The sequence below is a fragment of the Streptomyces caniscabiei genome, from assembly GCF_014930365.1.
Taxonomy (GTDB): domain Bacteria; phylum Actinomycetota; class Actinomycetes; order Streptomycetales; family Streptomycetaceae; genus Streptomyces; species Streptomyces caniscabiei.
The window spans coordinates 349,218-372,049 of record NZ_JABXWI010000004.1; the positions used below are offsets into that span (position 1 = coordinate 349,218).

General features: G+C 71.6%; 24 protein-coding genes. 12 read left to right on the forward strand and 12 right to left on the reverse strand.

Annotated elements, in window-relative coordinates; translation table 11 throughout:
* Positions 1 to 2: 2 nt before the first annotated feature.
* Together HW837_RS13300 and HW837_RS13305 are read right to left on the reverse strand one after the other, a co-directional pair.
* Complete coding sequence (locus HW837_RS13300) at positions 3 to 401, reverse strand: ArsR/SmtB family transcription factor (RefSeq protein WP_045561247.1); 399 nt, start codon at positions 399 to 401, stop codon at positions 3 to 5.
* A 195-nt stretch (positions 402 to 596) separates the two neighbouring features.
* Positions 597 to 971: a roadblock/LC7 domain-containing protein gene (locus HW837_RS13305; protein WP_045561248.1), complete on the reverse strand. Its 375-nt coding sequence runs from the start codon at positions 969 to 971 to the stop codon at positions 597 to 599.
* Positions 972 to 1,227: 256 nt separating this feature from the next.
* Between HW837_RS13305 and HW837_RS13310 the strand changes: the two genes are divergently transcribed.
* Together HW837_RS13310 and HW837_RS13315 are read left to right on the forward strand one after the other, a co-directional pair.
* Complete coding sequence (locus HW837_RS13310) at positions 1,228 to 1,902, forward strand: cysteine hydrolase family protein (protein WP_078853787.1); 675 nt, start codon at positions 1,228 to 1,230, stop codon at positions 1,900 to 1,902.
* A 10-nt stretch (positions 1,903 to 1,912) separates the two neighbouring features.
* On the forward strand, positions 1,913 to 2,821 hold the full coding sequence (locus HW837_RS13315; RefSeq protein WP_193379678.1) for a GlxA family transcriptional regulator: 909 nt from the start codon (positions 1,913 to 1,915) through the stop codon (positions 2,819 to 2,821).
* A 48-nt stretch (positions 2,822 to 2,869) separates the two neighbouring features.
* Here HW837_RS13315 and HW837_RS13320 read toward each other — a convergent pair whose 3' ends face one another.
* On the reverse strand, positions 2,870 to 3,706 hold the full coding sequence (locus HW837_RS13320; protein ID WP_045561250.1) for an endonuclease/exonuclease/phosphatase family protein: 837 nt from the start codon (positions 3,704 to 3,706) through the stop codon (positions 2,870 to 2,872).
* Between the two features lie 114 nt (positions 3,707 to 3,820).
* On the opposite strand from HW837_RS13320, the gene HW837_RS13325 reads away from it, so the two are divergent.
* Complete coding sequence (locus tag HW837_RS13325; protein ID WP_045561251.1) at positions 3,821 to 4,255, forward strand: VOC family protein; 435 nt, start codon at positions 3,821 to 3,823, stop codon at positions 4,253 to 4,255.
* Positions 4,256 to 4,369: 114 nt separating this feature from the next.
* Here the strand turns inward: HW837_RS13325 and sigJ are convergent, their stop codons facing one another.
* Positions 4,370 to 5,332, reverse strand: coding sequence for an RNA polymerase sigma factor SigJ (gene sigJ, locus HW837_RS13330; protein ID WP_193379677.1), 963 nt, complete (start codon positions 5,330 to 5,332; stop codon positions 4,370 to 4,372).
* Positions 5,333 to 5,435: 103 nt separating this feature from the next.
* Between sigJ and HW837_RS13335 the strand changes: the two genes are divergently transcribed.
* Both HW837_RS13335 and HW837_RS13340 read left to right on the forward strand, forming a co-directional pair.
* Positions 5,436 to 5,810, forward strand: a complete 375-nt coding sequence (locus HW837_RS13335; RefSeq protein ID WP_193379676.1) for a hypothetical protein — start codon at positions 5,436 to 5,438, stop codon at positions 5,808 to 5,810.
* 87 nt (positions 5,811 to 5,897) lie between these two features.
* Positions 5,898 to 7,070 carry a hypothetical protein gene (locus HW837_RS13340; protein WP_193379675.1) on the forward strand — a complete coding sequence of 391 codons (1,173 nt, stop codon included), beginning with the start codon at positions 5,898 to 5,900 and terminating at the stop codon, positions 7,068 to 7,070.
* A gap of 31 nt (positions 7,071 to 7,101) precedes the next feature.
* On the opposite strand, the gene HW837_RS13345 is transcribed toward HW837_RS13340, so the two are convergent.
* Positions 7,102 to 8,073, reverse strand: a complete 972-nt coding sequence (locus HW837_RS13345; protein WP_193379674.1) for an LLM class F420-dependent oxidoreductase — start codon at positions 8,071 to 8,073, stop codon at positions 7,102 to 7,104.
* 92 nt (positions 8,074 to 8,165) lie between these two features.
* Positions 8,166 to 9,047, reverse strand: coding sequence for an LLM class flavin-dependent oxidoreductase (locus HW837_RS13350; protein WP_193382309.1), 882 nt, complete (start codon positions 9,045 to 9,047; stop codon positions 8,166 to 8,168).
* 165 nt (positions 9,048 to 9,212) lie between these two features.
* On the opposite strand from HW837_RS13350, the gene HW837_RS13355 reads away from it, so the two are divergent.
* Complete coding sequence (locus HW837_RS13355; RefSeq protein WP_045561257.1) at positions 9,213 to 10,007, forward strand: methyltransferase domain-containing protein; 795 nt, start codon at positions 9,213 to 9,215, stop codon at positions 10,005 to 10,007.
* 6 nt (positions 10,008 to 10,013) lie between these two features.
* Here HW837_RS13355 and HW837_RS13360 read toward each other — a convergent pair whose 3' ends face one another.
* Together HW837_RS13360 and HW837_RS13365 are read right to left on the reverse strand one after the other, a co-directional pair.
* The gene (locus tag HW837_RS13360; RefSeq protein ID WP_045561258.1) at positions 10,014 to 10,448 is read right to left on the reverse strand and encodes a cupin domain-containing protein; all 435 of its coding nucleotides are present in this window, start codon (positions 10,446 to 10,448) and stop codon (positions 10,014 to 10,016) included.
* Positions 10,449 to 10,677: 229 nt separating this feature from the next.
* Entirely contained in the window at positions 10,678 to 11,247 is a 570-nt protein-coding gene (locus tag HW837_RS13365) for a snapalysin family zinc-dependent metalloprotease (RefSeq protein WP_045561259.1), read from the reverse strand.
* A gap of 264 nt (positions 11,248 to 11,511) precedes the next feature.
* On the opposite strand from HW837_RS13365, the gene HW837_RS13370 reads away from it, so the two are divergent.
* Positions 11,512 to 12,156 (forward strand): hypothetical protein, encoded by a 645-nt coding sequence (locus tag HW837_RS13370; RefSeq protein ID WP_045561260.1) that lies wholly within the window; start codon positions 11,512 to 11,514, stop codon positions 12,154 to 12,156.
* A 3-nt stretch (positions 12,157 to 12,159) separates the two neighbouring features.
* The gene (locus HW837_RS13375; protein WP_045561261.1) at positions 12,160 to 13,254 is read left to right on the forward strand and encodes a protein kinase family protein; all 1,095 of its coding nucleotides are present in this window, start codon (positions 12,160 to 12,162) and stop codon (positions 13,252 to 13,254) included.
* Here the strand turns inward: HW837_RS13375 and HW837_RS13380 are convergent.
* The 3 genes from HW837_RS13380 to HW837_RS13390 form a co-directional block, all read right to left on the reverse strand.
* A complete protein-coding gene (locus HW837_RS13380) occupies positions 13,241 to 15,277 on the reverse strand; it encodes a DUF11 domain-containing protein (RefSeq protein ID WP_193379672.1) in 2,037 nt (678 codons plus the stop codon). The genes HW837_RS13375 and HW837_RS13380 overlap by 14 nt on opposite strands.
* Positions 15,234 to 15,794, reverse strand: a complete 561-nt coding sequence (locus tag HW837_RS13385) for a GtrA family protein (RefSeq protein WP_234442723.1) — start codon at positions 15,792 to 15,794, stop codon at positions 15,234 to 15,236. The genes HW837_RS13380 and HW837_RS13385 overlap by 44 nt, the downstream gene beginning before the upstream one ends.
* Positions 15,795 to 16,016: 222 nt before the next feature.
* Complete coding sequence (locus HW837_RS13390) at positions 16,017 to 17,030, reverse strand: NADP-dependent oxidoreductase (RefSeq protein ID WP_193379671.1); 1,014 nt, start codon at positions 17,028 to 17,030, stop codon at positions 16,017 to 16,019.
* A 159-nt stretch (positions 17,031 to 17,189) separates the two neighbouring features.
* Between HW837_RS13390 and HW837_RS13395 the strand changes: the two genes are divergently transcribed.
* The 4 genes from HW837_RS13395 (at position 17,190) to HW837_RS13405 (ending at position 19,532) form a co-directional block, all read left to right on the forward strand.
* Positions 17,190 to 17,699 carry a winged helix-turn-helix transcriptional regulator gene (locus tag HW837_RS13395; protein ID WP_045561264.1) on the forward strand — a complete coding sequence of 170 codons (510 nt, stop codon included), beginning with the start codon at positions 17,190 to 17,192 and terminating at the stop codon, positions 17,697 to 17,699.
* A 230-nt stretch (positions 17,700 to 17,929) separates the two neighbouring features.
* Complete coding sequence (locus tag HW837_RS50035) at positions 17,930 to 18,817, forward strand: class I adenylate-forming enzyme family protein (protein WP_336512501.1); 888 nt, start codon at positions 17,930 to 17,932, stop codon at positions 18,815 to 18,817.
* Positions 18,756 to 19,073 carry an AMP-binding enzyme gene (locus tag HW837_RS48590; RefSeq protein WP_237270190.1) on the forward strand — a complete coding sequence of 106 codons (318 nt, stop codon included), beginning with the start codon at positions 18,756 to 18,758 and terminating at the stop codon, positions 19,071 to 19,073. Before HW837_RS50035 ends, HW837_RS48590 begins: the two co-directional genes overlap by 62 nt.
* A gap of 168 nt (positions 19,074 to 19,241) precedes the next feature.
* The gene (locus HW837_RS13405; RefSeq protein ID WP_086784195.1) at positions 19,242 to 19,532 is read left to right on the forward strand and encodes a hypothetical protein; all 291 of its coding nucleotides are present in this window, start codon (positions 19,242 to 19,244) and stop codon (positions 19,530 to 19,532) included.
* A gap of 12 nt (positions 19,533 to 19,544) precedes the next feature.
* On the opposite strand, the gene HW837_RS13410 is transcribed toward HW837_RS13405, so the two are convergent.
* Positions 19,545 to 22,763, reverse strand: coding sequence for a glycosyl hydrolase family 95 catalytic domain-containing protein (locus HW837_RS13410; RefSeq protein WP_193382310.1), 3,219 nt, complete (start codon positions 22,761 to 22,763; stop codon positions 19,545 to 19,547).
* Positions 22,764 to 22,832: the final 69 nt, after the last annotated feature.

Below are 22,832 nucleotides of genomic sequence, written 5' to 3' on the forward strand. Positions count from 1 at the left end.
ACCTACTTGGCACCTGCCTGCGCCACCGTCCGGGGAGCGGGCCCGTCCCCACGCTCGGGGACGGGCCCGCCCAGGTCCGCCTGCTGGAGCTCGGCGAGCAGCACGCTCTGGCCGGCGAGCAGCTCGGTCAGGATCCGGCGGGCCGCGCGGAGCAGTTCGGCCACGTCGCCGCCGGCGAGGGCGTAGCTGACGGTGGAGCCCTCCCGGATGGAGACGACGATGCCGGAGCGGCGCAGGACGCCGAGCTGCTGGCTGAGACTGGACGGTTCGATCTCGATCTCGCTCAGCAGGTCGCGCACGGGCCGCGGGCCGCCCTGGAGCAGCTCCAGGACCCGGATGCGCACCGGGTGCCCGAGCATCCGGAAGAACTCGGCCTTCGCCTGGTAGAGGGGCACCTGCATGAGAATCGCTCGCTCCCTGCCGCGTTCGACGGGCTCTCTGGGCACGGCGGCCTGTGTCTGCCACCGCAGGCGGACTTGCGTCCCCATCCTCGTGGATCCGGCCCCGCACACCCAGGGGATTGGCCCGATCTGGATATGTCCACTTGAAGAAATCTTCAACTCATGGGCGTGCGAGGCCATGGAGAACGCGGTTCGCTACACGTCGAGTTCGGCCCCGATACGCCTGAGCTGGTGGCGGGCCATGGCCAGGTTCGATTTCGTCCGGTCGAGCACGAGGTAGAGGAACAGCCCGTTGCCGCTGCGGCCCTTGAGCGGCTGGATGATGTGGTACTGACTGCCCAAGGTGATGAGCATGTCCTCGATCTCCCCCGTCAGACCGAGGTGTTCCATGGTGCGGGTCTTGGCGCGGATCACGTCCGTGTTGCCGGCCGCCGCGATCGTCAGGTCCAGGTCCTTTCCGCCGCCCAGGGTGCCCAGCGCCATTCCGCTGGTGTAGTCGACGAGCGCGGTCCCCAGGGAACCCTCGATCGAGGTCATGATCTCCTTCAGGGAAATCTCCACATTGGCCATATCGGCATCTCCTGTCGGTCGCTGCGCGGCTCGGGCATCGCCCTGTCCGCCGGTGCGAGGACCGTACGAGGCGTCCGTCCGCGACATCCCTGTTGTTCCGCTACTGACCGAGGGAGTCGCGCATTACCGCGTTCATGGATCACTTGCGATCGCCCGTGCTCGGCCGGTGACCGAACGGAGTCGATGACCGGATCGGTCCGCTCGGGGACCCGATGCGGCCTGTCGCGGCGGAGGCCGTACGGCCGAGGCTTGGGGCATGACCCGAGCACTGATCGTCATCGATGTCCAGGAGTCCTTCCGCGCCGATCCGCTGTGGGCGGCGATCTCCGACCCGGAGATCGCCGACAAGGCGGACCGGCTGGTCCGGCTGGCCCGCCGGGCCGGCGACCTGGTGGTGTGGGTGCTCCACGCGGAGCCCGGCAGCGGCGACGTCTTCGATCCGGCCCTCGGCCACGTCCGGCTCCAGGCGGGGCTGGAGCGCCGGGAGGACGAGGAGCCGTTGCTCCACAAGACCTCGCACAACGCGTTCACCACCACCAACCTCCAGCAGATCCTCACCGAGCGCGGCGTGCGGGAGGTCGCCGTCTGCGGCATCCGCACCGAGCAGTGCGTGGAGACCACCGCCCGCGTCGCGAGCGACCTCGGCTACCAGGTCACGTTCGTCGTCGACGCGACCGCCACCCAGCCGATCCCGCACCGCGACGCCCCCGCCGGACAGACCGTCGCCGAGCTGCTCGCCGACCCCCGGACCCTGCCCGCCGACGAGGTCGTCCGCCGTACCGAGTACGCCCTCGCCGGCCGCTTCGCCACCATCGCGACGGTCGCCGAGCTGGAGGCGGCGGCGGTCGATGAACCGGAGGTCACGGCGGCCGACGGGCTGGGGGTCACGGTGGTCGACGAGCTGGCGGCCTCGGCGGACCTTCGGGCATGATGACCGGATCGTGAGCCGGATCGTCTTCTTCCTGGTGCCCGGGGTCCACCTGCTGGACCTGGCCGGTCCCGCGCAGGTCTTCTCCACCGCGGCCGACTTCGGGCACCCCTACACCCTGACCTACGTCGCCGAACGGCCGGAGGTCCCCTCGGCGCAGGGTCTGCCGCTGCTGGCCCGGACCGACTGGCCCGAACTCCGGCCCGAGGACCTGGTCGTGGTGCCCGGCTGGCGGACCGTCACCCTGGCCGACTCGCCCGCCGTCGCCGACGCCTCCCTGAAGGCGCTGAGCGACCACCACGCCCGGGGCGGGACGGTGGCGAGCGTCTGCGCCGGCGCGGAGGCGCTCGGACGGGCCGGTCTGCTCAGGGGCCGCCGCTGCACCACCCACCACGACGTGCAGGACGAGCTGGCACTGCGCCACCCCGGGGCGGTCGTGGTCCGGGACGTCCTGTTCACCGCCGACGACCGGGTGATCACCTCGGCGGGCATCGCCAGCGGCATCGACCTGGCCCTGCACCTCGTCGCGGGCCGGCACGGGCCCGCCGTCGCCGCGCAGGTCGCCCGGGACATGGTCGTCTACGCCCGCCGCAACGGCCACGAGCCGCAGTCCAGCGCGATGTTCCGGCACCGCTCGCATCTCGACGACACCGTGCACCGCGTCCAGGACCTCATCGACACCCGCTTCGACCAGCCGCTTCCGCTGACCTCCCTGGCCACGGCCGTCGGCGTCAGCGAACGCACCCTCACCCGGCTCTTCGGCCGCGCCACCGGGCTCACGCCGCTGCGCTACCAGCAGACCCTCCGTCTGGAGCGCGCCGAGCACCTCATCAGCCACGGCGCCACGGTCGACGCCGCCGCCCGGTCGGTCGGCTTCGAGGACGCGCGCATGCTGCGCCGCCTGCGCGCCCGCACGACCTGACGCCGGCGGTACCGACGGCGCACGAGCGCGCGGGAGCCGGCGGGCTCGTCAGCCGAGGTCGAGGTCGGTGTGCAGGAGGTTGTGGTCCGAGACCTCCGTGAGCCGCACCTCGTGCCTGAGCGCGGTGATGCCCCGCAGGAAGACGTAGTCGAACTTGCTCTGCCAGTCGGTGGTCACCTCGCAGTCGCCGGCGAGGGCGGGACGGCACTCGGGGTCGGCGTCCGTGGCCAGCTTCCACAGCGGGGCGAGTTCGGGAGCGTCCGGCACCGCGTTGAAGTCGCCGACGAGGACGGCACGGTCGTACCGGGCCACGACCGGGGCGAGCACGCGGATCTGCTCCGCCCGGACCTCCGCCTGCTGCCGCTGGGCGAGATGCGTGTTGAAGACCCGGACGGATTCGCCGCCCACCGTCGTGGTGACCGCCAGGTACCCGCGGTCCTCGGATCCGCCGTCGGGGTACTCCACGTTGACGCGGTCCTTCATCGGTGCCGCCGAGAGGATGGCCTGGCCGTAGCCTCCCGGGCTCCACGGCACTCCCCCGCAGCGGTTCCAGTTCCGCAGCACGGTCCCGTACTCGACGTGGTAGACCAGCCCGTGCAGGCTCTCCAGGTACTCCCGGATCCGCTCCACGTCACGCGCGCACGCCTCCTGCAAGCCGATGACCTGCGGCGCGTACGCGGCGATCTCCGCCGCCCGCTCGACGTTGCTCTCCTTGCAGGGATTGCACATGTTCCAGGTCATCACCCGGTTGGGCACGATGTCCTTGACGGCGTCGACGGGCTGCGCCCCGCCGAAGAGGCCGTCGGGCGCGCTGGGCCCGAGCATCACCACACAGGCCACGGTGACGGCGCCCGCGAGCAACCGCGTTCCCTTTCCGAACACCATCGCCTCCTGCGTGGTTCCACCCGTCGTCCTACGTCTCCCGTACGAGGTTATGGGAAGAGCCTGTGAGCGACGCGAGCGCCGCCGCCGGTTCAACGCCCTTGCTATGGTGCGCCGATGTCATCGATCAAGAAGTTCCAGGTCACCTTCGACTGCGCGGATCCCGAGCGCGTCGCCCGCTTCTGGTGCGAGGTGCTGGGGTATGTCGTACCGCCGCCGCCGGAGGGGTTCGCGTCCTGGGACGACCACCACCGTTCGCTGCCGCCCGAGCGTCAGGGCGCGGGGTTCGTGTGTATGGATCCCACCGGGGTCGGACCCCGGATGTACTTCCAGCGCGTTCCCGAGGGCAAGGTCGTCAAGAACCGGGTGCATCTCGATGTGCGGGTGGGCACCGGGCTCGTGGGCGACGAGCGGGTCGCCGCGCTCGAGGCCGAGTGCGCACGACTCGTCGCGCTCGGCGCGGAGCGTGTACAGCTGCTGCTCGCCGACGAGTACGACGAGTCGTGCCTGGTCATGCAGGACGTCGAGGGCAACGAGTTCTGCCTCGACTGAGACCGGGACAAAGCTGAACCGGGCCGGGCCGGGCTCGGCTCGGCTGGGCTCGGCTGGGCTGGGCTCGGCTGGGCTCGGCTGGGCTGGGCTGGGCTCGGCAGAGTTCCAGGCCTTCTAGTCCTCCCCCGCCCAGGGCCGCAGTTTCTCCGGGTTGCGGACGGCCCAGATCCGGGTGACGCGTCCGTCGGCGACGTCGAACGCGGCCACGGTCAGGACGACGCCGTCGCGCCGGGCGACCAGGCCCGGCACGCCGTTGACCGACCGCTCCAGGAGTTCGAGCCCCGGCGCCTTGTCGGCGATCGCGACCATGTACCGGGCGATGGGCGCACCGCCCTCGACCGGGCGCAGCACGGCGCCGGCCATGCCGCCACCGTCGGCGGTCATCACGGCGCCGGGGTCGAGCAGACCGACGAGGGCGGCGATGTCCTTCTTCTCCCACGCCCGTTTCACGTGCCTGACGACCTCCGCACGGTCCGCCGCGGCCACCGGCTCGGGCGCGCCGCCCACCCGTCGCCGGGCGGAGGCGGCCAGTTGCTTGCAGGCTCCGGGACTCCGGCCGAGCACGTCGGCGATCTGGGCGAACGGATACCGGAAGACGTCGTGCAGCACGAACGCCACCCGCTCCGCCGGTGTCATCGACTCCAGGACGACCAGGAAGGCCATGGCCACCGACTCGTCCAGCACGATCTGGTCGGCCGGATCGGTGGGACGCGCGGGGCCGACCGAGCCGACCGAGCCGGCAGGGTCCATGGAGCCGGTCGGCAGGACGCCCTGTCCCCCGTGGTCCCACTCGGTGCGGTCGGGCAGCGGCTCGGGCAGCCACACACCGACGTAGCGCTCACGGCGCGCCCGCGCCGAGCCGAGCAGATCCAGACAGATTCGGCCGGTCACGGTCGTCAGCCAGGCGCCGGGAGACTCGATCTCCTCCCGCCGGCCGCTCGGCAGCCCGTACCAGCGCGCGTACGCATCCTGTACGGCGTCCTCGGCCTCCGTCGCCGAACCGAGCAACCGGTAGGCGACATTGACCAGTCGACGCCGCTCGCCGTCCACCGCGACCGCCCACGTCGTCCCGTCCACCGCCGCCCCCTCGCCCCACTCGCCTTACCTTTCACCGGCCCACGTCGTCGGACTGGTGAGACCTTATCGATCCACTGCCCGAGGGCATGAAGGAGACCGCGACATGGCCACCCAGGTGACGACGACGGCGAACACGCGACGCACCTTCTCGTTCCTGAGAATCACGATCGCCCTGCAGACCCTGACGATCTTCCTCCAGGCGATCTCCGCCGGACTGCTGCTGACCTCGTCGTACGGGGAGACACTGCACGGTGTCGGTGCGCGGGTGATGTACGGGGCGACGATGCTCTACGTGCTCGCGGCGGTGCTGGCGTGGAAGCCGGGCGGCGGCTCACCCCGTCCCGTCCTGCACGCCACGGGCTTCCTCGCCCTCGCCTCGGCCCAGGTCGTGCTCGGCATCGCACACGTCCCGGCGGTCCATCTGCCCCTGGGCGTCCTGATGTTCGGCCTGAGCGTGCTGGCCCTGGCCCGGCGCTGAGCCGGGCCGAGAGGACCCCGCTTGATCCGGGGAGGGGGGCGGCGGGGATACTGGTGGTCGCACGTGCCCCTGCTTCCCGATGGACTCATGCCGACTTCCCCCACAGCTCGTCCCACGACTCCCCCGACGGTGTGGCCGGCTCGCGGCCGCCACATCGGACCCGACGCGGAGGACGTACTCCGTCGCACTCTGCGGCAGCTCAAGGACAGTCAGGTCATCGACGACTTCCTCGAAGTGCCCGACTCCGGGGGCGAGTCCCCGGAGCGGGTCTTCGAGGCCCGTTGGCGGGTCGCCGACGAGGTGACCGTCCGCGCCCGGCTCGCCCTCGCGCCCGACCTGGGCGGTGGGCGGGAGTGGACCCTGATCGCGGAGGCCGAGCAGCCGTGGGACCCGGCGTGGCCGTCCCCCGTCACCCGGTTCTGGCCGGAGTACGGCGACTGGGACCACGACCCCGCCACGGGCCTGTCGCTGAGCAGGATCAACGCCCTCCCCGAGGACGACAAGGACGTACGCCGCGTGCTCCGGGACGCCGGGCGCGGGGGATGGTGCGTCCACGTCGTCGTGCACGAGGCGATGACCACCGACGAGCGCGGACAGCTGCCTCTCTCGCGGTGGCTGTCGCCGGGTCTGCGCCACCGTGTGGTCGAGCACCGCGCCGCCCCGCACCAGGTGCGGGTCATGAACTGGGCCCTGCGTGAGTTCGACGCGGAGGTCCCGCGCGGCGGTGCCGTCGTGCTGCCCGGCTCCCCGGCCCCGTCCGGCTACGACGCCGACGACTTCACCGTACGCACGGTGTTCCTGGACGGTTCCGAGCCGGTCGACCTCGTCGCGGCCGTGACGCGGTTCGCCGCGCTGTCGCGTCCGCTGCCGGACGGGGCCGACGAGGCCCTCACCGCGCTCCGGGACGACTGGCACCTGCTCACCCTGGAGGAGGAACTCGTCCGGGAGCGGCAGCGGGTCGCCAGGTACCGCGAGGCACTGGAGGCCATGACCGCGTCCCGGGACCTGTACCGGGAGGCGACCGAGCGCGCCCATGAGGCGCTCGCCGCCTACCGTGAGTCCGCCGGGGCCCCCGCCACCGCGCAGCAGCCGTCGGGGAAGCCGACAACCTCCCCGTTCCAGCAGCTGGCGCGCACCCTGGAGCGCTTCAAGGCCGGCGGCAAGGCCGCCCCGCGTCCCGCCGGCACCGACCAGGGGGGCGAGGAGCCCTTGGGCGGCGACCGGTCGGGCGGCTCGGAAGGCCGTGGCGACGGGGCGTAGGCCGACGAGGCGGTGGTGTCGGGCGGTGGTGTCAGGCGAAGGCCTCGCGCAGGGCGGGCAGCAGGGTCTTCTCCGACCAGTCGAGATACGCGGGCTGGGACTCTCCACCGATCTGGACCAGGGCGATCTCGGTGAACCCGGCCTCGGCGTACGGGCGTACGGCCTCGACGAACGCCTCGGGGTCGTCGCCGCACGGGATGGACGCGGCGACGTCGTCGGGTGTGACGTACCGCGTGGCCGCCGCGAAGGAATCCGGGTGCGGCAGTTCCGCGTTGACCTTCCAGCCGCCGCCGAACCAGCGGAACTGGTCGTGCGCGCGCCGGACGGCCGTGTCGCGGTCCGGGTCGTGACAGACCGGTAGCTGGCCGACGCGCGGCTTGCCCGTGCCGCCGTGCCGGTCGAAGGCCTGGAGCAGTTCGGCCTCGGGCTCCGTGGCGATGACCAGGTCGCCCAGCCTGCCCGCGAGGGCGCAGGACTGCTCGCCGGAGACGGCGACGCCGAGCGGCGGCGGATCGTCCGGCAGGTCCCACAGTCGGGCGGACTCCACGTCGTAGTGCGTGCCGTGGTGGTTGACATGGCCGCCGTCGAAGAGCGCGCGGATGATCTCCACCGCCTCTTCGAGCATCTCGTGCCGTACGTCCACGGACGGCCAACCGCCGCCCACCACGTGTTCGTTGAGGTTCTCCCCGGAGCCGAGCCCCAGCCGGAACCGCCCCTCGGACAACAGCTGCATCGTCGCGGCCTTCTGTGCCACCACCGCCGGGTGGTAGCGGAACGACGGGCAGGTCACGTACGTCATCAGCGGAATGTGCGAGGTCGCCTGGGCGGCCGCGCCCAGCACACTCCACGCGTACGGTGAGTGACCCTGCGAGCGCAGCCACGGGAAGTAGTGGTCGGAGGTCACCGAGAAGTCGAACCCCGCGCCCTCCGCCCGCACCACATGGTCGACGAGGTCACGGGGGCCGGCCTGCTCGGTCATCATCGTGTATCCGATGTGCACCATGAGGGGCGGGTCCCCGGCTCGGCGGATCGGAAACAGCCGACGGGGACCCTGTCGCGGAGGGGACGCACGGAGGCGGCTCGGGGAGCGGGGTGTCAGGCCCCGGGCGCTCGCCAGGCGCCGAGTACGGCCTCCAGCTGCCGCAGCGGGTCCTCGCCCACGAAGCGCAGGACGACCGTCCCGGCGCCGGCCGCCGCGAGTGCGCGGACGGCGTCCGCGGCGCCGCCCGCGTCTCCGGAGACGGTGAAGACCTCCTCCTGGGGCCGGCCCAGCCAGTCGCCGTGGCCCTCGGTGTGGGGGTGGAGGGTGCGGGCGACCTCGGCCGGGTCGTCGCCGACGCACGCGAAGGCGAAGACGGTGAGGGTGTGGTCGGCGCTCGCCCCGCCCTTGGCGGTCAGCTCGCGGATCTGTTCCAGGTCGCGCGGCCCGTGGCCCTCGGCGATCAGTGTGCCGTCGGCGACCCGGCCGGACAGTTCGAGGGAGCGTGGGCGGACCACGCCCGCGACGACCGGCGGGACCTCGGTCGGCGCGTGCACCAACCGGACTCCGTCCAACCGCACTTCACGCCCGGCCAGTTCGACGCGCTCGCCGCGCAGCAGCGCGCGGACGGAGGTGATCGTCTCCTCCAGCAGCGCCAGCGGGGAGCGCGGCGCCACACCGACCTGGACCATCCACTCCCGTACGCCGTGCCCGATGCCGGCCACCAGTCGGCCGGGGAACACCCGGGCCAGCGTGGCCAGTTCCATCGCCAGCAGTGCGGGGCTGCGCAGCGGGGCCGGAGTGATGCCGATACCCACCCGCAGGCGGTCCGTGGCGCCCAGGGCGGCGGCCGCCGCCGAGACGCCGCCGTTCCAGCCGAGGTCCTCCACCACCCACAGGTCGTCCACCCCGAGCGCCTCGGCCCGCCGGGCGAACTCGGGCAGCCCTTCCGGCGCCCAGTCGCGGTCGTACATCACACCGATCCGTGCGTTCGTCATATGGGCGAACCTACGGGGCGGACGACCAGTGATCAACGGTGTGTCCGGCCTCGGCGAACGGCCCGACGGACCGGGTGGGGCGAAACGCCGTGTGCGTCCTTCGTGGACCGCGGGGGTGCCCCGACGCGCACAATGAGCCACCGACGAACCAGGGAGGAAACCGCCGTGGCCGACTACTCACTGACCCTCGACGACTCGGAGATCGAGCGCTACCGGTTGATGGCCGACCTCGCCGAGCGGCGTGAACGCGCGTTGTGGGAGGCGGCCGGGGTGGCGCCCGGGGCGCGGATCGCGGACGTGGGATGCGGGCCGGGCGCGCTGTCCGTGCGGCTGGCGGACCTCGTCGGGCCCGGCGGTGAGGTGTGGGCGGTGGACCGCGACGCCGACGCGCTGGCCGTCGCCTCCGCGCTCGCCGAGCGCTCGGGCGTCCCCGTGCGCACCGGCACCGGATCCGCCGACGCCACCGGGCTGGCCGAGGGCACCTTCGACGTGGTGATGCTCCGTCATGTGCTGGCCCACAACGGCGGACGGGAGCAGGCGATCGTCGACCATCTCGCCGCGCTGGCCCGGCCCGGCGGTGGTGCGGTGTACCTGGTCGACGTCGACGCGACCGGTTTCCGGCTGCGCGGCGCGCCCGCCGCGTACGAGGAGATGGACGAGCGCTACCGCGAGCTGCACCGCCGCCGGGGCAACGACCTCGCCGTCGGGACCCGGCTCGACGAACTCCTCGCCTCGGCCGGGCTCGACGTCATCGCCTACGAGGGCCACATCAACGTGATGACACCCCCGCCCGGGATGCGGGGTCCCGCCTGGGCGTCCAGGGACGCCCTGCTCGCCGAGGGTCTCGTCACGGCGGACGACATCGCCCGCTGGGACGACGCGTTCACGGACGTCGGACAGGACCTGACGGGCCTGCGGTTCTTCGGCAACACCTATGTCGCCGTCGGCCGCCGCGCCTGACGGGGGTCACTGGAAGGAGCAGCCCGGGTTCGGGGCGTCCTCGGAGAACGGGGAGCCGTGGGGCAGGACGTACAGGACGACCAGCACGAGCGGTGTGTCGCCCAGGTTGCGGCCGATGTGGACGTAGTCGGAGCCGGCCGGTTCCTGGATGCGGTCGCCGGTGCGGTAGACGCCGTCGGTCTCGCAGGTGGAGTCGTAGTGGCTGAGGGTGCCCTGCTTGACGAAGCCGTACAGCGGTCCGTCGTGGTAGTGCCAGCCGGTGGCCTGGCCGGGCGGGACGGTGACCTCACGCAGGATGTAGTCGGTGCCGTCGGCGGTGGTCCGGCTGAGCACGCGGCCGGTGACCCCGGGTCCGGCCGGCGTGGCGTGCGCGGTGCCGCCCAGGACGAGGGCGGCGGCCGTCACCGCCCCGGCGACTGCGGTACGGAACGTGCGGCGCATGGCGGCCTCCTGCAAGGCGGGGGGTGGAGACGTGCTCGTCGCCGTGAACTTAGGCCTTGGCAGGGGCTGTTGAGCCGGCTTCCGCGAGATCCGCACACGTCCGGGTCGAAAGTCGACGCGATCTCGCCGACGGCCGGATCACATGGGGCCCGCCGTACGGGAACGGCCGTACCGGAGCGACCTCGCCGCCCGGCCGCGCGGAGTCGGCCGGGCGGCGTTCGCGCGGGGGTCAGTCCACGATCAGGTCGGGGAGCGCCGCGGGGGTCCGCCCGGCGAGCAGGCCGCCGAAGTTGCCCTCGACCTCGGCCTTCTCCGCCGCGTTCGGGTACGGGTTCGTGCACGCGGTGCCGGCGGTGGAGCCGGACATCAGGCTGGAGCACGGTCCGGGCTTGCGGTCGGGCAGGCCCAGGATGTGACCGAGTTCGTGGGCGGAGATCCTGATCGTGTTGTAGCCCTGGTCGACGGCCTGGCGCCCGATGTAGACGGTGCCGTTGCCGAGGGTGGTGGTCTGGGCGCGCGGCCAGCCGTTGTCCGCGAGGACCCGGATGTTCGCGCGTTGGCCCGCCGCCGCCGGCCGCAGTTCGACGGCGTCGACGCTCTCGTTCCAGATCGCCGCGCCCCGGTCGACGGCGCTCCTGAACTCCGCGGACCCGCCCGCGTCGTAGGTGAGGACACGGGCGGCCAGGGGTGCGGCGGCCGCGTCGGGAGCGGCGGCCGCGGCCTGGCCGCCGGTGAAGGACAGGGACAGGGTCACCGTCAGGGCCGCTGCCATGCCGCCGGTCAGCGTACGGATGCGCATGATCGACCTCCTTGTGGGGGGAGAAGGTTAGTCGTGCTCATGACACTAGCGGTTGGCTGCCCGGCCGGGATGGAGACGAATCCGTCAATCTGCCGGCCCGTGCGGGGAGTTGCCGGGCTGCTCGCGTCCGGCGGGCCGGCGGGCGGTGCACCGAGATCGCTGGGCCCGTGAGAGCCTTGCTCCGATCATGGAACGGTCCATGGGCGTCATGGATGTCATGAGCGTCATGGATGTCATGGGTGTGTCGAGGCCGGAGGACAGGACATGGACATCAACCGGCCCGGGCTGGGCGGGGATCTGCCGGCGCCGGAAGTGCTGTGGGCGCGGTGGGCCTTGATCGCCGTGCTGGAGGCGACCACCGCGGACGAGGAGGAGCGTCACCACCGCGTGGGGACCTGGGTGGACGACGAGGGACTCCATCTGGACGACTGCGGCTGCACCTGGTGGACCTTCGCGCCGCGTGGTGCGGGGCGGTACGTGCTCTTCGGCGAGGACGAGTCGAGCGGGGTCAAGTGGCACGAGCCGCCGATCGACATGTTCGCCGGCGCTCCTGACTGGCTCCCCCACGAGGAGCTCCGGGATCTGCTGTCGGGTAATCAACTGGGCTGTGTCTACTGGTTCGAGAACGGCGCCTGGACGCGCGCTCCCTACCCGGAGACCCTCCACGACGACGGACTCGACTGCGGTATGAGCCGCTTCGTCGACCGGAAGGACGTGCTCAGGACGATCGCCGACGAGGACCACGGGGCCATGCCCACCCAGGACGCCGAGACCCTGCTGGCACACGCCGAGGCCTACCGGCTGACGCCGGACCTGCTGATGTCGCTCGTCGACGAACCCGACTGGCGCGAGCTGGACCGGCCCGCCATGACCAGAGCACTGCGCCTCGCCGGCCTGGACCGGACCTAGGGCATGGCCCGCGACACCCGCCTCACCGCGCACCGCGCCGCGTCCGCGGCACTGGCACGGTTGGGTGAGGGCGAACTGCGGGAGCTGGTCGACGCCGCCACCCCGCTCGGCTCCGGCATCGGTGGAACGTCGGTACTGCTCGACGTCGACGGCACACCGGTCTTCGTCAAGCAGGTGCGGCTGACCGATCTGGAGCGACGGCCGGAGCACGCCCGTTCCACGGCGAATCTGTTCGGGCTGCCGGTCCACTGCCAGTACGGGATCGGCAGCGTCGGCGGACCGGGGTTCGGGGCCTGGCGGGAGCTGGCCGTGCACACCATGACGACCGACTGGGTGCTCGCGGGAGACCACGAGGGCTTCCCCCTGCTGCACCACTGGCGCGTCCTCCCCGACGCCGGCCGGCCCCTCCCCGAGGAACTGGCCGACGTGGAACGAGTCGTGGCCTACTGGGGAGGCGGGCCGGGGATACGCCGCCGGATCGAGGAGCTGCGGCAATCCTCGGCGAGTCTCACCCTGTTCCTGGAGTACATCCCGCAGAACCTCCACGACTGGCTGGGTGGCCGGATCGAGGCCGGCGGCGAGGCGGCCGAGCGGGCCTGCGCCATGGTGGAGGAGGAGTTGGCAGCCGGCGTGTCCTTCATGAACGACCGCGGGCTGCTGCACTTCGACGCGCACTTCCAGAACATCCTGACCGACGGCCGGCGGCTCTACTTCACCGACTACGGCCTGTCGCTCGCGTCCAGCTTCGAACTGGCCTCGGACGAGACGGACTTCTACGACGAGCACCGCACCTACGACCGGCACTACACCGTCACCCACCTGGTGAACTGGCTGGCCGTCGCCCTGTACGGGCACGCCCCGGAGGAACGGCGGGAGTTCGTGCGCGCCTGCGCCCGGGGCGCGCTCCCGGCGGACCTGCCCGGGACGATCGCGGCGCTCCTCGCCCGGCACGCGCCGGTCGCCGCGGTGATGGGGGACTTCTACGACCGTTTCCGCCACGAGAGCCGGGCGACCCCGTATCCGCTGGAAGCACTGGGCCGGGCCCCGCACGGCGACGCGCGGGGCCCGGCGTCCGAGGGTCGGGTCAGGGGCAGCTGACGCGGATGTCGCCCGCGTCCGTGGTGCAGGTGTCGGTGTTGGGCCCGCCGTTGGCGGTGTCGTTGCCGGAGACGTTGTCGACCGTGTTGAGGTTGTCGGTGCCGAAGTTGCCGATCAGGTTGTCGGTACCGGGCCCCGCGACGAGGGTGTCGTTGCCGTTGCCGCCGTCGACACGGTCGTTGCCGTGACCGCCGTGGACGGTGTCGTTGCCGGAGCCCGCGTTGACGGTGTCGTCGCCGCCGAGGGCGCAGATCACGTCGTTGCCGAAGGTGCCGGTGATGCTGTCGTTGCCGCTGGTGCCGATGCGGGTGCAGCCCCGGGAGTTGTTGACCGTGGTGGTCGCCGTGGCGGTGTTGTCGCCGGTGTTCGGGTCGGTCTGCGTGGCGCCGACCGTGGCCCGGTCGGTGAGGGTGCCGGTGGCCCGGGGCTCGGCGGCGACCGTGACCGTGGCGGCGGCTCCGGGGGCGAGGGTGCCCAGGGAGCAGTTCGCGCCGGTCGCGGTCGTGGTGCAGGTGCCCGAGGTGGTGGTCGCCGAGACGACCGAGGCGGCGACCCCGCTGAACGTGTCGGACAGGGTGACACCGGTGGCGGAGGTCGTGGTGCTGTTGTTGGTCACCCGCACGGTGTAGGTGGGACGGTCACCGATGGCGGCCGTGGCGGGACCGGACTTCGTCACCGCCAGGTCGACGCCGGTCGGTGGCGGCGGGACGGTGCCGCCGCCCTCGAAGCGGGCCAGGGCGAAGTCGGCGCCCGGTCCGCCCCCGCCCGCGGCGACGATCGCGCCGCCGGACTGGAGGGCCAGGGCGCGGGCTGTGTCGCTGCCGCCGAAGTCGGCGGTCGCGACGCCCCCGGTGCCGAACCCGCTGTCCCGGCTGCCGTCGGGGTTGTGGCGCAGCACCGCGAAGTCGCCGTTGGTGCCACCGGCGGTGACGATCCGTCCGTCCGGCTGGAGCGCCATGTCGTAGGCGAACGCGCCGGGTGTGAGGACCCGGCCGTCCCCGTCGAAGCTCGGGTCCAGCGTGCCGTTGGTGGTGTAGCGGGCCAGGGCGACCCGGTCGTCGCTGGAGCCGCCGGCGACGATCCTGCCGTCGGTCTGGATCGCCAGTGACCGCACGCCGTCGTAGGCGCCGAAGTCGGTGCGGACGATGCCTGCGGTGCCGAAGCCGTTGTCCACGGTGCCGTCGGCGTCGAGGCGCATCAGCAGGAAGTCGAAGCTGGTCGATCCCACCTCACCGCCGACGACGATCTTCCCGTCGGGTTGCAGCGCCAGGCTGCGGGCGTCGCCGCCCGCCTCCTGGGTGTTCGGTGTCGGGTCGACGGTCACCACACCGTCGCCGCCGAACGAGGCGTCGGGGGTGCCCTGGGCGTCGAAGCGGGCCACTGCGACGAATCCCCCGCTGTAGCCGGCCGCCACGATCCTGCCGTTGGCGTCGATCGCCACGTCGAGGGCCTCGGTGGGGCCTCCGATGTCGGCGAAGACCCTGCCGTCGCCGCTGAAGGTGTCGTCCAGGGTGCCGTCGACGTTGTAGCGGGCCACCACGAACCAGCAGCAGTTCTCGTACTCCCGCCAGCTCATGCCCACCACGACGATCTTGCCGTCGGGCTGCAGCGTCACGGCGTTGGCCTCGCTCCACTGGAGGCCCGGGCCCATGTTGTTGATCGGGGTCGTGACCCTGCCGTCGCCGTCGAACCCGGCGTCGGGGGTGCCGTCGGGGTTGTGCCGGGTCAGGGCGAAGTGGCTCTCCAGCACGGAGTAGTCGGCGGAGGCACCGACCGACACGATCTTCCCGTCGGGCTGTACGGCCACGTCGCCTGCGTGATCGTCGTCGGCGAAGCCGGTGAGCACCCTGCCGTCGCCGCTGAAGGTGGGATCGAGGTCGCCCGGGGCCGCGGCGGCGGTGCCGGGGAAGGACAGCAGGAGTGCCAGGACGGCGGCGGCGACGGTGCCGGCCCGGACCGGGAAGGGCCGGCGGGGGCGTTCACCACGTCGCCGCCAGGCCGGTCGCACATGAGGTGTGAGCATGTGCGACAGCCTTCCGCCCTTCGCACACGCGGACGGACGGCCGCTGCGGCATTGCACCCGCCCGGCTGTGTCGATTCCATCCGGCCGGGTGAGCGCGGGCGAAGACGACCAGGCGCAGCACCGCGAACCGGGCGACGCCGGTGAGGGCGGAGGCGGACAGGTAGACGGCCTGTTCGAGCACCGCTCCGGGTGCCGCCACCAGCTGATGCAGGACGAACATCGCCCCGCCGGTCACCGCGTACGCGACCGCTGCGGAGCCTGCCGACTGCGTGTGCTGACGCCAGGTGGCGGGCCCGCCCGCACCGAAGGTGAAGCGGGCGTGCAGTTCGGTGGCGAGCAGGGTGGAGGCGGCCGTGATCAGGGCGTTGGCCAGGACCCAGGGGATCCAGGAGGCGAGGGCCACCACGGCGAAGCTGGAGGCGAGCCCCACTCCCCCGCCGCAGAGCACGAAGCGGGCGAAGGCGGCGCCGGAACCGGGACCGGGTGCCGCCTGCCGTCGACTGTGCGCTGTTCCCATGACCCGCCCCCGCGATCGCCATCGTATTTCCTGATGCGGAAACGCTACGTTGCATTCACGGTATTGACAACAGATTTATTGCATGGAAAGGCTATTATCGCCGCTCAAGTGAGTGAATTCGTTGCAACGTTCCCAGAATCAACGCAACGACCGGAGGGCAAATCGTTGCAACTGGCGAAGGTGAACGCTACGCGCCGGTGAAGCGGGCCGGCCGGCCCGGCCTCAGCCGGTGTCGGGCGCCATCGAGACCACGACCTTGCCGGCCTTGGTGCGGCCCTGCTCGACGTACGCCATCGCCTCCAGCGTCCGGTCGAAGGGGAAGACACTGTCGATGACCGGGCGGAGTTTCCCGCTGTCGTAGAGGGCGCCGAGTTCGCGCAGCTGGGAGCCGTTGGCCCGCATGAAGAGGAACTCGTAGCGCACGCCCAGCGCCTTGGCCCGCTTGCGGATCTTGCGGCTGAGCGTGTTCATGATCAGGTTCAGGACGGAGGGGGCGCCGAGCTGCTTGGCGAACCCGACGTCGGGCGGGCCGACGACACTGACGGCCAGGCCGCCGGGCTTCAGTACGGTCAGTGACTTCTCGAGGTTCGCTCCGCCCAGGGAGTCCAGCACCAGGTCGTAGTCCGAGAGCACCTTGGAGAAGTCTTCCTTGGTGTAGTCGACGACGATGTCGGCGCCAAGGCTCCTGACCAACTCCTCGGACCTGGTGTTCGCGGTTGTCGCCACCGTGGCGCCGAGGTGCTTGGCGAGCTGGATGACCGTCGACCCGAGGCCACCGGCTCCGGCGTGGACGAGCACTTTCTGCCCCGGCTTCACGTGCGCGCGCTCGACAAGGATCTGCCAGGCGGTCAGGGCCACCAGCGGCACCGCGGCTGCCTCTTGGAGGGTGAGGGAGGCGGGCTTGGGGGCGACATCGTCCACGTCGATCGCGATGAACTCCGCGAAGCCCCCTACCCGCAGGTCGCGCGGGCGGGCGTAGACCTCGTCGCCGACCTCGAAGCCGTGTACGGCGGAGCCGACCCGCGTCACGACGCCGGCCACGTCATGGCCGAGCACGAACGGGCGCTTGTACTTCAGGAGCTGCTTGAACTCCCCGTTACGGACCATCTTGTCCAGCGGATTGACACTGGCGGCGCCCACTCTGACCAGGACGTCACGCTCCCCGACGGTGGGCTCCGGTACCTCTGCGGCGCGGACGCCGTCCTTGCCGTACTTCTCGACGACGAATGCCTTCATGCCGGCCGCTTTCTGCGTGGGTGTCTCGGTGGTCGATGCGGTTCTTCGGCGGGGCCCCCTACACGCCCGTCTCGCGCGTGCGGCCGGGTTGATGCGCCGACCATGACGCTACCGGCTGAGTATAGAAAAGTAAACTCAGGTGAGGTTAGAATCGCCCCCATGGATGCGAGGACCGAAGATCTGCGGGACGCCGGCGCGGACCCCCGACTCGACCGGGACACGTCGAACTGCTCGATCGCCCGGACCCTTGAGGTCGTGGGCGAGAAGTGGACGATCCTGATCCTGCGCGAGGTCTGGTACGGCTCGTCCCGTTTCAGCGAGTTCGAACGCGTCCTCGGCTGTCCTCGCAACCTCCTCTCCGCGCGACTTCGGATGCTCGTGGAGGAGGGGATCCTGGCCACCGAGACCTACAAGGAGCCGGGCTCGCGGAGCCGGCCGAAGTACGTGATCACGCCCAAGGGAATGGATCTGGTCCCGGCCGTGATGGGGCTCCTGCAGTGGGGCGACCGCTATCGCGCCGACCCGGAGGGCCCGGCCATGCTGTCCCGGCACCGTGGGTGCGGCGCGCACGTCGACGCCCGGATCCGCTGCGACCGGGGCCACGCCGTACAGCCGGAGGACATCGAGAGCATCCCCGGCCCCGCGTTTCGCCTGAGGCCCGTCGAGTGAACGGTGCGATCCAGGACCCGAAGTCGCGCACCCTTGTGCACCCGCGCCACGGGTCGGATCGCCCCTGCGCGAGCGGGACGAGGCCCGCCCACGCCTCGAAACCGAGCGGGATCAGGCCGGATCGACGAATATGTCGAGCGCGAGATCGCCCTCGAAGCCGGCGGGGCCGTAGGCGGCCAGGTCGGTGATGCCTTCGTCGGACAGTACCTCGTCGTCGATGAACAGCTGCGGTGGACGGGACCGCTGTCCTCGCCGTCGGCGAACTGCATGACGACGCGTCGGCGGAAACGGATGAGGCACCCCTTCCGGACCCGTCCGCGCTGGCCCTGCTCATCTACACCAGCGGCACGACCGGGGTGCCCAAAGGGGTGATGCTCGACCACGCCAACATCGACGCCATGGCGGACATGGGGCGTCGGGCGCTGGAGGTCGGGCCGGCCGACCGGTGCCTGCTGATCCTGCCGCTCTTCCACGTCAACGGCATCGTGGTCAGCACGCTCGTACCGTTGCTTGCGGGCGCGAGCATCACCATCGCCGACCGCTTCCGTCCCGAGACCTTCTTCGACGTCGTCGAACGCGAGCGCCCCACCTTCTTCAGCGCCGTGCCGACGATCTACAGCATGCTCGCGGCGCTGCCGGACCAGGTCCGCCCCGACACCTCGTCCCTGCGTTTCGGAGTCTGCGGCGCGGCACCCGCCTCCGCCGAGCTGCTGGCCCGCTTCGAGGCCCGTTACGGGTTTCCGCTCGTCGAGGGGTACGGGCTGTCCGAGGGGACCTGCGGCTCCACCATCAATCCTGTCGCGGGCCCTCGGCGCGCCGGAACCGTGGGGTTGCCCTTCCCCGGCCAGGAGATCCGGATCGTCGACGCCGCCGGCAGCGAGGTGCCGACGGGTGCGGACGGAGAGGTCGTTCGTGCGGGGGCCCAACGTCATGCGGGGCTATCTCGGCCGCCCGGAGGAGACAGCCCAAGTCCTCGTCGACGGCTGGCTGCACACCGGCGACGTGGGCAGGCTCGACGCCGACGGCTACCTGACCCTGGTCGGGCGTGCGAAGGACATGATCATCCGGGGTGGGGAGAACATCTACCCCAAGGAGATCGAGGACGTCCTCGTGGGTGACCCGGCGGTGCTCGAGGCCGCCGTGATCGGCGTACCCGACGAGACATGGGGAGAAGTGGTCGTCGCCTACGTCCAGCCCCGACCGGGCCGGACCGTCGATCCGACGGCACTGCGGGAGCTCTGCGCGCACAGCCTCACCGGCTTCAAGCGTCCGACCGCGTTCTTCGTGGTGGAAGCCCTCGCGAAGAACGCGGTCGGCAAGATCGACAAGGTCTCGCTGCGCGCTGCCCACGCCGAGCTCTCCGCGCGGTCCTGACCTCCATGGATGGCGCTGGGGGCCGTCTCTCCGGCGGCGGCCCTCAGCTCCGCGTCAGGGGCCGAGTGGAGGTCGGCGGGCTCCCCGGAACGCCCGGCTCGAACACCACTGCGAGCGGCGTGAGTTGGCCGTCCACGAGGGGGTGCGCGGGCCCTTATGATCTTGGGCATGACTGTGCAGAACGTTGACAGAACCCTCTCCCGTAAACAGCGGCTCCAGGAGAAGCAGCGCCGGCAGCTGTCGGTCGTGGACACCGTCGACAAGGCGGAGGGCAAGGTCCGCAAGGCGGAGGCCGAACTCGCCGTGGCCGTCACCGAGGCCGTGCAGGTGTTCGGGGACGAGCAGTCCGCGTCCGACGCGCTCGACATGTCCGTCGAGGCGATCCGGCGTTTCCTGCACATGGCACGGAGCGAGGCGGCGGCCCCCGACGCTCCCGCCGAGGCCGCCGCCAAGTCATGAGCCGCGTGGCCGTCAGGGCCTGCGCGGTCGCACCCTGACGTCGGTGCCGTTCACCCGGACGGTGACCTTGCCCCGGTCGCGCGCCCGGTCGGCCACGATCTCGTACGACGTGACCTTTCCGTCGCGCCATGCGCAGGTGACCTCGTAGCCGCCGCGGGCGCGCAGGCCCGTGAAGGAGCCCTTGGCCTTCCAGGCGTCCGGCAGGGCGGGCAGCAGGTGGATGTTTCCGTCGTGGCTCTGCAGGAGCATCTCCGCGACGGCCCCCGAGATACCGAAGTTGCCGTCCATCTGGAAGGGCGGATGGTTGCAGAACAGGTTGGGGAGCGTGTTGTAGGTCAGCAGGCCGCGCAGCATGATCCGGGCGCGGTGCCCGTCGCCGAGGCGGGCGAAGAGGGCGGCGCGCCACGGCCAGGTCCAGGAGCGGCGGCTGTCGCCCGACACCGTCGCCGCCGTGAACGGGACCCCTTCCTTCTCGCCGCAGCGTGCCTTGAGCGAGACGAGGGCGGCTGCCGCGAAGTCGGGTGTCCGCGGGGTGATCTGGCGGCCCGGGTAGACCGCGAAGAGGTGTGAGGTGTGGCGGTGGATGTCGGTGGGGCTGTCGATGTCCTCCTGCCACTCCTGCAACTGCCCCCACTTGCCGATCTTGTTCGGCGCCAGCCGGGCCTGCATGTCCGCGATCTTGGCCCGGTGGTCGGGGTCCGTGTCGAGGACCGCCTCGCAGTCGAGGTAGTTCTGGAACAGGTCCCAGATGATCTGCTGGTCGTACATGACGCCGTCCTCGCGGGGCCCGTGCTCCGGGGACCAGCCGTTCGGCGCGACGAGGAGTCCGTCCGCGCGTTCCTTGAGGTGGTCCTCCCAGAACTGGCAGATCTCCTTGATCATCGGGTGGGCGATGTCGCGCAGATAGGTCAGGTCCTGGGTGAACGCCCAGTGTTCGTAGAGGTGTTGGGCGTACCAGGCGCTGGCGACCGTGTTCCACTCCCAGGCGTTGCCTCCGAAGATGCTCTGGCTGGTGCGGGCGGTCCAGCCGCGGGTGTCCGCGCCGAAGGCGTTGCGGGTGGCGACCCGGCTGGGCACCGCGACCTGCTCGATGAAGCCGACGAGTGCCTCGTGGCACTCGGGCAGGTTCGTCGTCTCCGCTCCCCAGTAGTTCATCTGGATGTTGATGTTGGTGTGGTAGTCGGCGGCCCACGCCGGCTGGTTGCTGTCGTTCCACAGGCCCTGGAGGTTGGCGGGCAGGCCCTTGGGGCGGGAGGAGCTGATCAGCAGATAGCGGCCGTAGTCGAACATCGTCTGTTCGAGTGTGGGGTCCTCCCCGCCCGCCGCGTAGCGGGCCAGCCGGGCGTCGGTCGGGAGGGCGACGACGGCGTCCGGGGAGGTGCCCCAGTCGACCGAGACGCGGTTCATGAGGGTGCGCGTGTCGGTGGTGTGCCGTTTGCGCAGTGCGGTGTAGGAGCGGGCGGCGGCCTTGTCGAGCGCGCGGTCGATCGCCGCCCGCGGGGCGGCTCCGCGCCACCCGGCGGCGGCGTCGAGCCGGTAGTCGGTGCGTGCGTCCAGGAGCAGGGTCAGCGTGGTGCATCCGCTGAACCGGAGCACCGGACCGTCGGCGCTGAAGTCTCCGTCGGTGTGCACGGCCCGGACGGTGCACGCGTGCTTGAGGCCGTTGCCCATGACCCCGCTGAAGCCGATCTCGCGGGCATCGGCGTCCACGGTCGTCGGGGCCTGCTCCTGGCCGGAGGTCAGCGAGATCGCCCCGGAGAGTCCCTCGGCCGCCTCCGTCGTGTACCGGAGGACCATGACGTCGGCGGCGCGGCCGGCGAAGGCCTCCCGGACGACGCGCCGGCCCGGGGAGCCGAAACGGGTGACGTGGACGCCGTCGACGAAGTCGAGGCTGCGCCGGTAGTCGACGACCGTGCGCCGGGTGCGGGTGTCGAAGTCCTCGCCCGCCAGGGCGACTTCGGCGATCCGGCAGCCGCCGGCGGAGGCGTCGGGGGTCAGGGTGAGCCGGTAGACGCGGTAGGCGGTGGTGTTGGTGAACCGGAAGGTGCGGGTCTCGCCCCGCTCGGCGAACGGTGTGCCGTACCGCCGCGTGTCGAGGGTCACCCAGGTGCTCCCGTCCTTGGACGCCTCCAGCGTCCACTGCCTGGGGTCCTCCCGAGGACGGTCCGGGGCCGCGGTCAGGGTGTACGAGGTGATGGCGACCGCGCGAGGCAGGTCCGCCTGCCAGACCAGTGCGGGCGAGGTGCCGGCGACCCGCCACACCGTGGCCGGGTCGCGGTCCACGGACCGTGAGATGTCCGTGGCCCGGCCGGCGGAGTCGGTGCCGGTCGCGTGGGAGGCCTCGTCGGGGTGCCCGCTCGGCGACGACAGGTACACGGCCTCGGACGCGCCTAGGTCGACGCCGGTCAGGCCGATCTCGGCGACCTGGAAGTGGCTGACGCCGGCCTTGGGGACGAAGTCGAAGCGGTAGAAGCGGTGGGCGGCCGGGGCCGCGCAGTCGAACCGCTTGGTCTGGAAGCGGCTCTCGAAGGGCGCCGCGAGGGTGCGGCTGTCCAGCACGGTCCAGGTCTCGCCGTCGGCGGAACCGGAGAGCGTCCACTCCTGCGGGTCGCGCTGCGGCACGTCGTCGGCGCTCGTGAGCCGGTACGAGGCGACCTCCACGGGCGCGGGGAGCTCGACCTGCCAGCGCACCCTCGTGCCGGGCCCGTCGATGCACCACTTGGTGCCCGTCTCGCCGTCGTGGGACTTGTCGACTCCCTCCGACGGGGAGCTGTCGTACGGTCCGCCCGGCGCCGTGACCTTGGCCCGGGGCGCGGCGGCGAAGGTGACCACTAGGTCACCGAAGTCCCGGTACGAGCCGAAGCCGTTCATACCGGTGTCGAAGTCGCTGTCCGGCTTGCCGGCGAGGGCGTTGTCGTAGTCGTTCACCCCTCCCCACAGGCTCTGTTCGTTGAACTGGACGCGCTCCTCGTGGGGGTCGGCGAAGAGCATGGCGCCGAGTCGGCCGTTGCCGATCGGCAGGGCCTGTGCCTCCCAGTTCATGGCGGGGACGGTGTAGTGCAGGGCGTGGCGCGACAGGGTCGGACGGCGGAAGGCCTCCGGGGCACCGGTCCCGGCGGCGGGCCGCGCCGAGGCGGGGGTGCCCGTCAGCCCGGCGGCCAGAGGCGCGAAGGCGAGGGCTCCGCCGAACTTGAGGAGGCTTCGTCTCTGCGGTGGGGATGCGTCGAGCACTGTGAGATCTCCCGGCCCATTCATCGGCTCTTTCACGGCAATTGCGGGGGCAACCTCGACCTCGGTCGG

Excerpts from the sequence above, each read along its gene's own strand:
- HW837_RS13300 (WP_045561247.1), bottom strand. The coding sequence starts at position 401 with ATGCAGGTGCCCCTCTACCAGGCGAAGGCCGAGTTCTTCCGGATGCTC.
- HW837_RS13305 (WP_045561248.1), bottom strand. The coding sequence starts at position 971 with ATGGCCAATGTGGAGATTTCCCTGAAGGAGATCATGACCTCGATCGAG.
- HW837_RS13310 (WP_078853787.1), top strand. The coding sequence starts at position 1,228 with ATGACCCGAGCACTGATCGTCATCGATGTCCAGGAGTCCTTCCGCGCC.
- HW837_RS13320 (WP_045561250.1), bottom strand. The coding sequence starts at position 3,706 with ATGGTGTTCGGAAAGGGAACGCGGTTGCTCGCGGGCGCCGTCACCGTG.
- HW837_RS13325 (WP_045561251.1), top strand. The coding sequence starts at position 3,821 with ATGTCATCGATCAAGAAGTTCCAGGTCACCTTCGACTGCGCGGATCCC.
- HW837_RS13335 (WP_193379676.1), top strand. The coding sequence starts at position 5,436 with ATGGCCACCCAGGTGACGACGACGGCGAACACGCGACGCACCTTCTCG.
- HW837_RS13340 (WP_193379675.1), top strand. The coding sequence starts at position 5,898 with ATGCCGACTTCCCCCACAGCTCGTCCCACGACTCCCCCGACGGTGTGG.
- HW837_RS13345 (WP_193379674.1), bottom strand. The coding sequence starts at position 8,073 with ATGGTGCACATCGGATACACGATGATGACCGAGCAGGCCGGCCCCCGT.
- HW837_RS13350 (WP_193382309.1), bottom strand. The coding sequence starts at position 9,047 with ATGACGAACGCACGGATCGGTGTGATGTACGACCGCGACTGGGCGCCG.
- HW837_RS13360 (WP_045561258.1), bottom strand. The coding sequence starts at position 10,448 with ATGCGCCGCACGTTCCGTACCGCAGTCGCCGGGGCGGTGACGGCCGCC.
- HW837_RS13365 (WP_045561259.1), bottom strand. The coding sequence starts at position 11,247 with ATGCGCATCCGTACGCTGACCGGCGGCATGGCAGCGGCCCTGACGGTG.
- HW837_RS13370 (WP_045561260.1), top strand. The coding sequence starts at position 11,512 with ATGGACATCAACCGGCCCGGGCTGGGCGGGGATCTGCCGGCGCCGGAA.
- HW837_RS13375 (WP_045561261.1), top strand. The coding sequence starts at position 12,160 with ATGGCCCGCGACACCCGCCTCACCGCGCACCGCGCCGCGTCCGCGGCA.
- HW837_RS13380 (WP_193379672.1), bottom strand. The coding sequence starts at position 15,277 with ATGCTCACACCTCATGTGCGACCGGCCTGGCGGCGACGTGGTGAACGC.
- HW837_RS13385 (WP_234442723.1), bottom strand. The coding sequence starts at position 15,794 with ATGGGAACAGCGCACAGTCGACGGCAGGCGGCACCCGGTCCCGGTTCC.
- HW837_RS13390 (WP_193379671.1), bottom strand. The coding sequence starts at position 17,030 with ATGAAGGCATTCGTCGTCGAGAAGTACGGCAAGGACGGCGTCCGCGCC.
- HW837_RS13395 (WP_045561264.1), top strand. The coding sequence starts at position 17,190 with ATGGATGCGAGGACCGAAGATCTGCGGGACGCCGGCGCGGACCCCCGA.
- HW837_RS48590 (WP_237270190.1), top strand. The coding sequence starts at position 18,756 with ATGATCATCCGGGGTGGGGAGAACATCTACCCCAAGGAGATCGAGGAC.
- HW837_RS13405 (WP_086784195.1), top strand. The coding sequence starts at position 19,242 with ATGACTGTGCAGAACGTTGACAGAACCCTCTCCCGTAAACAGCGGCTC.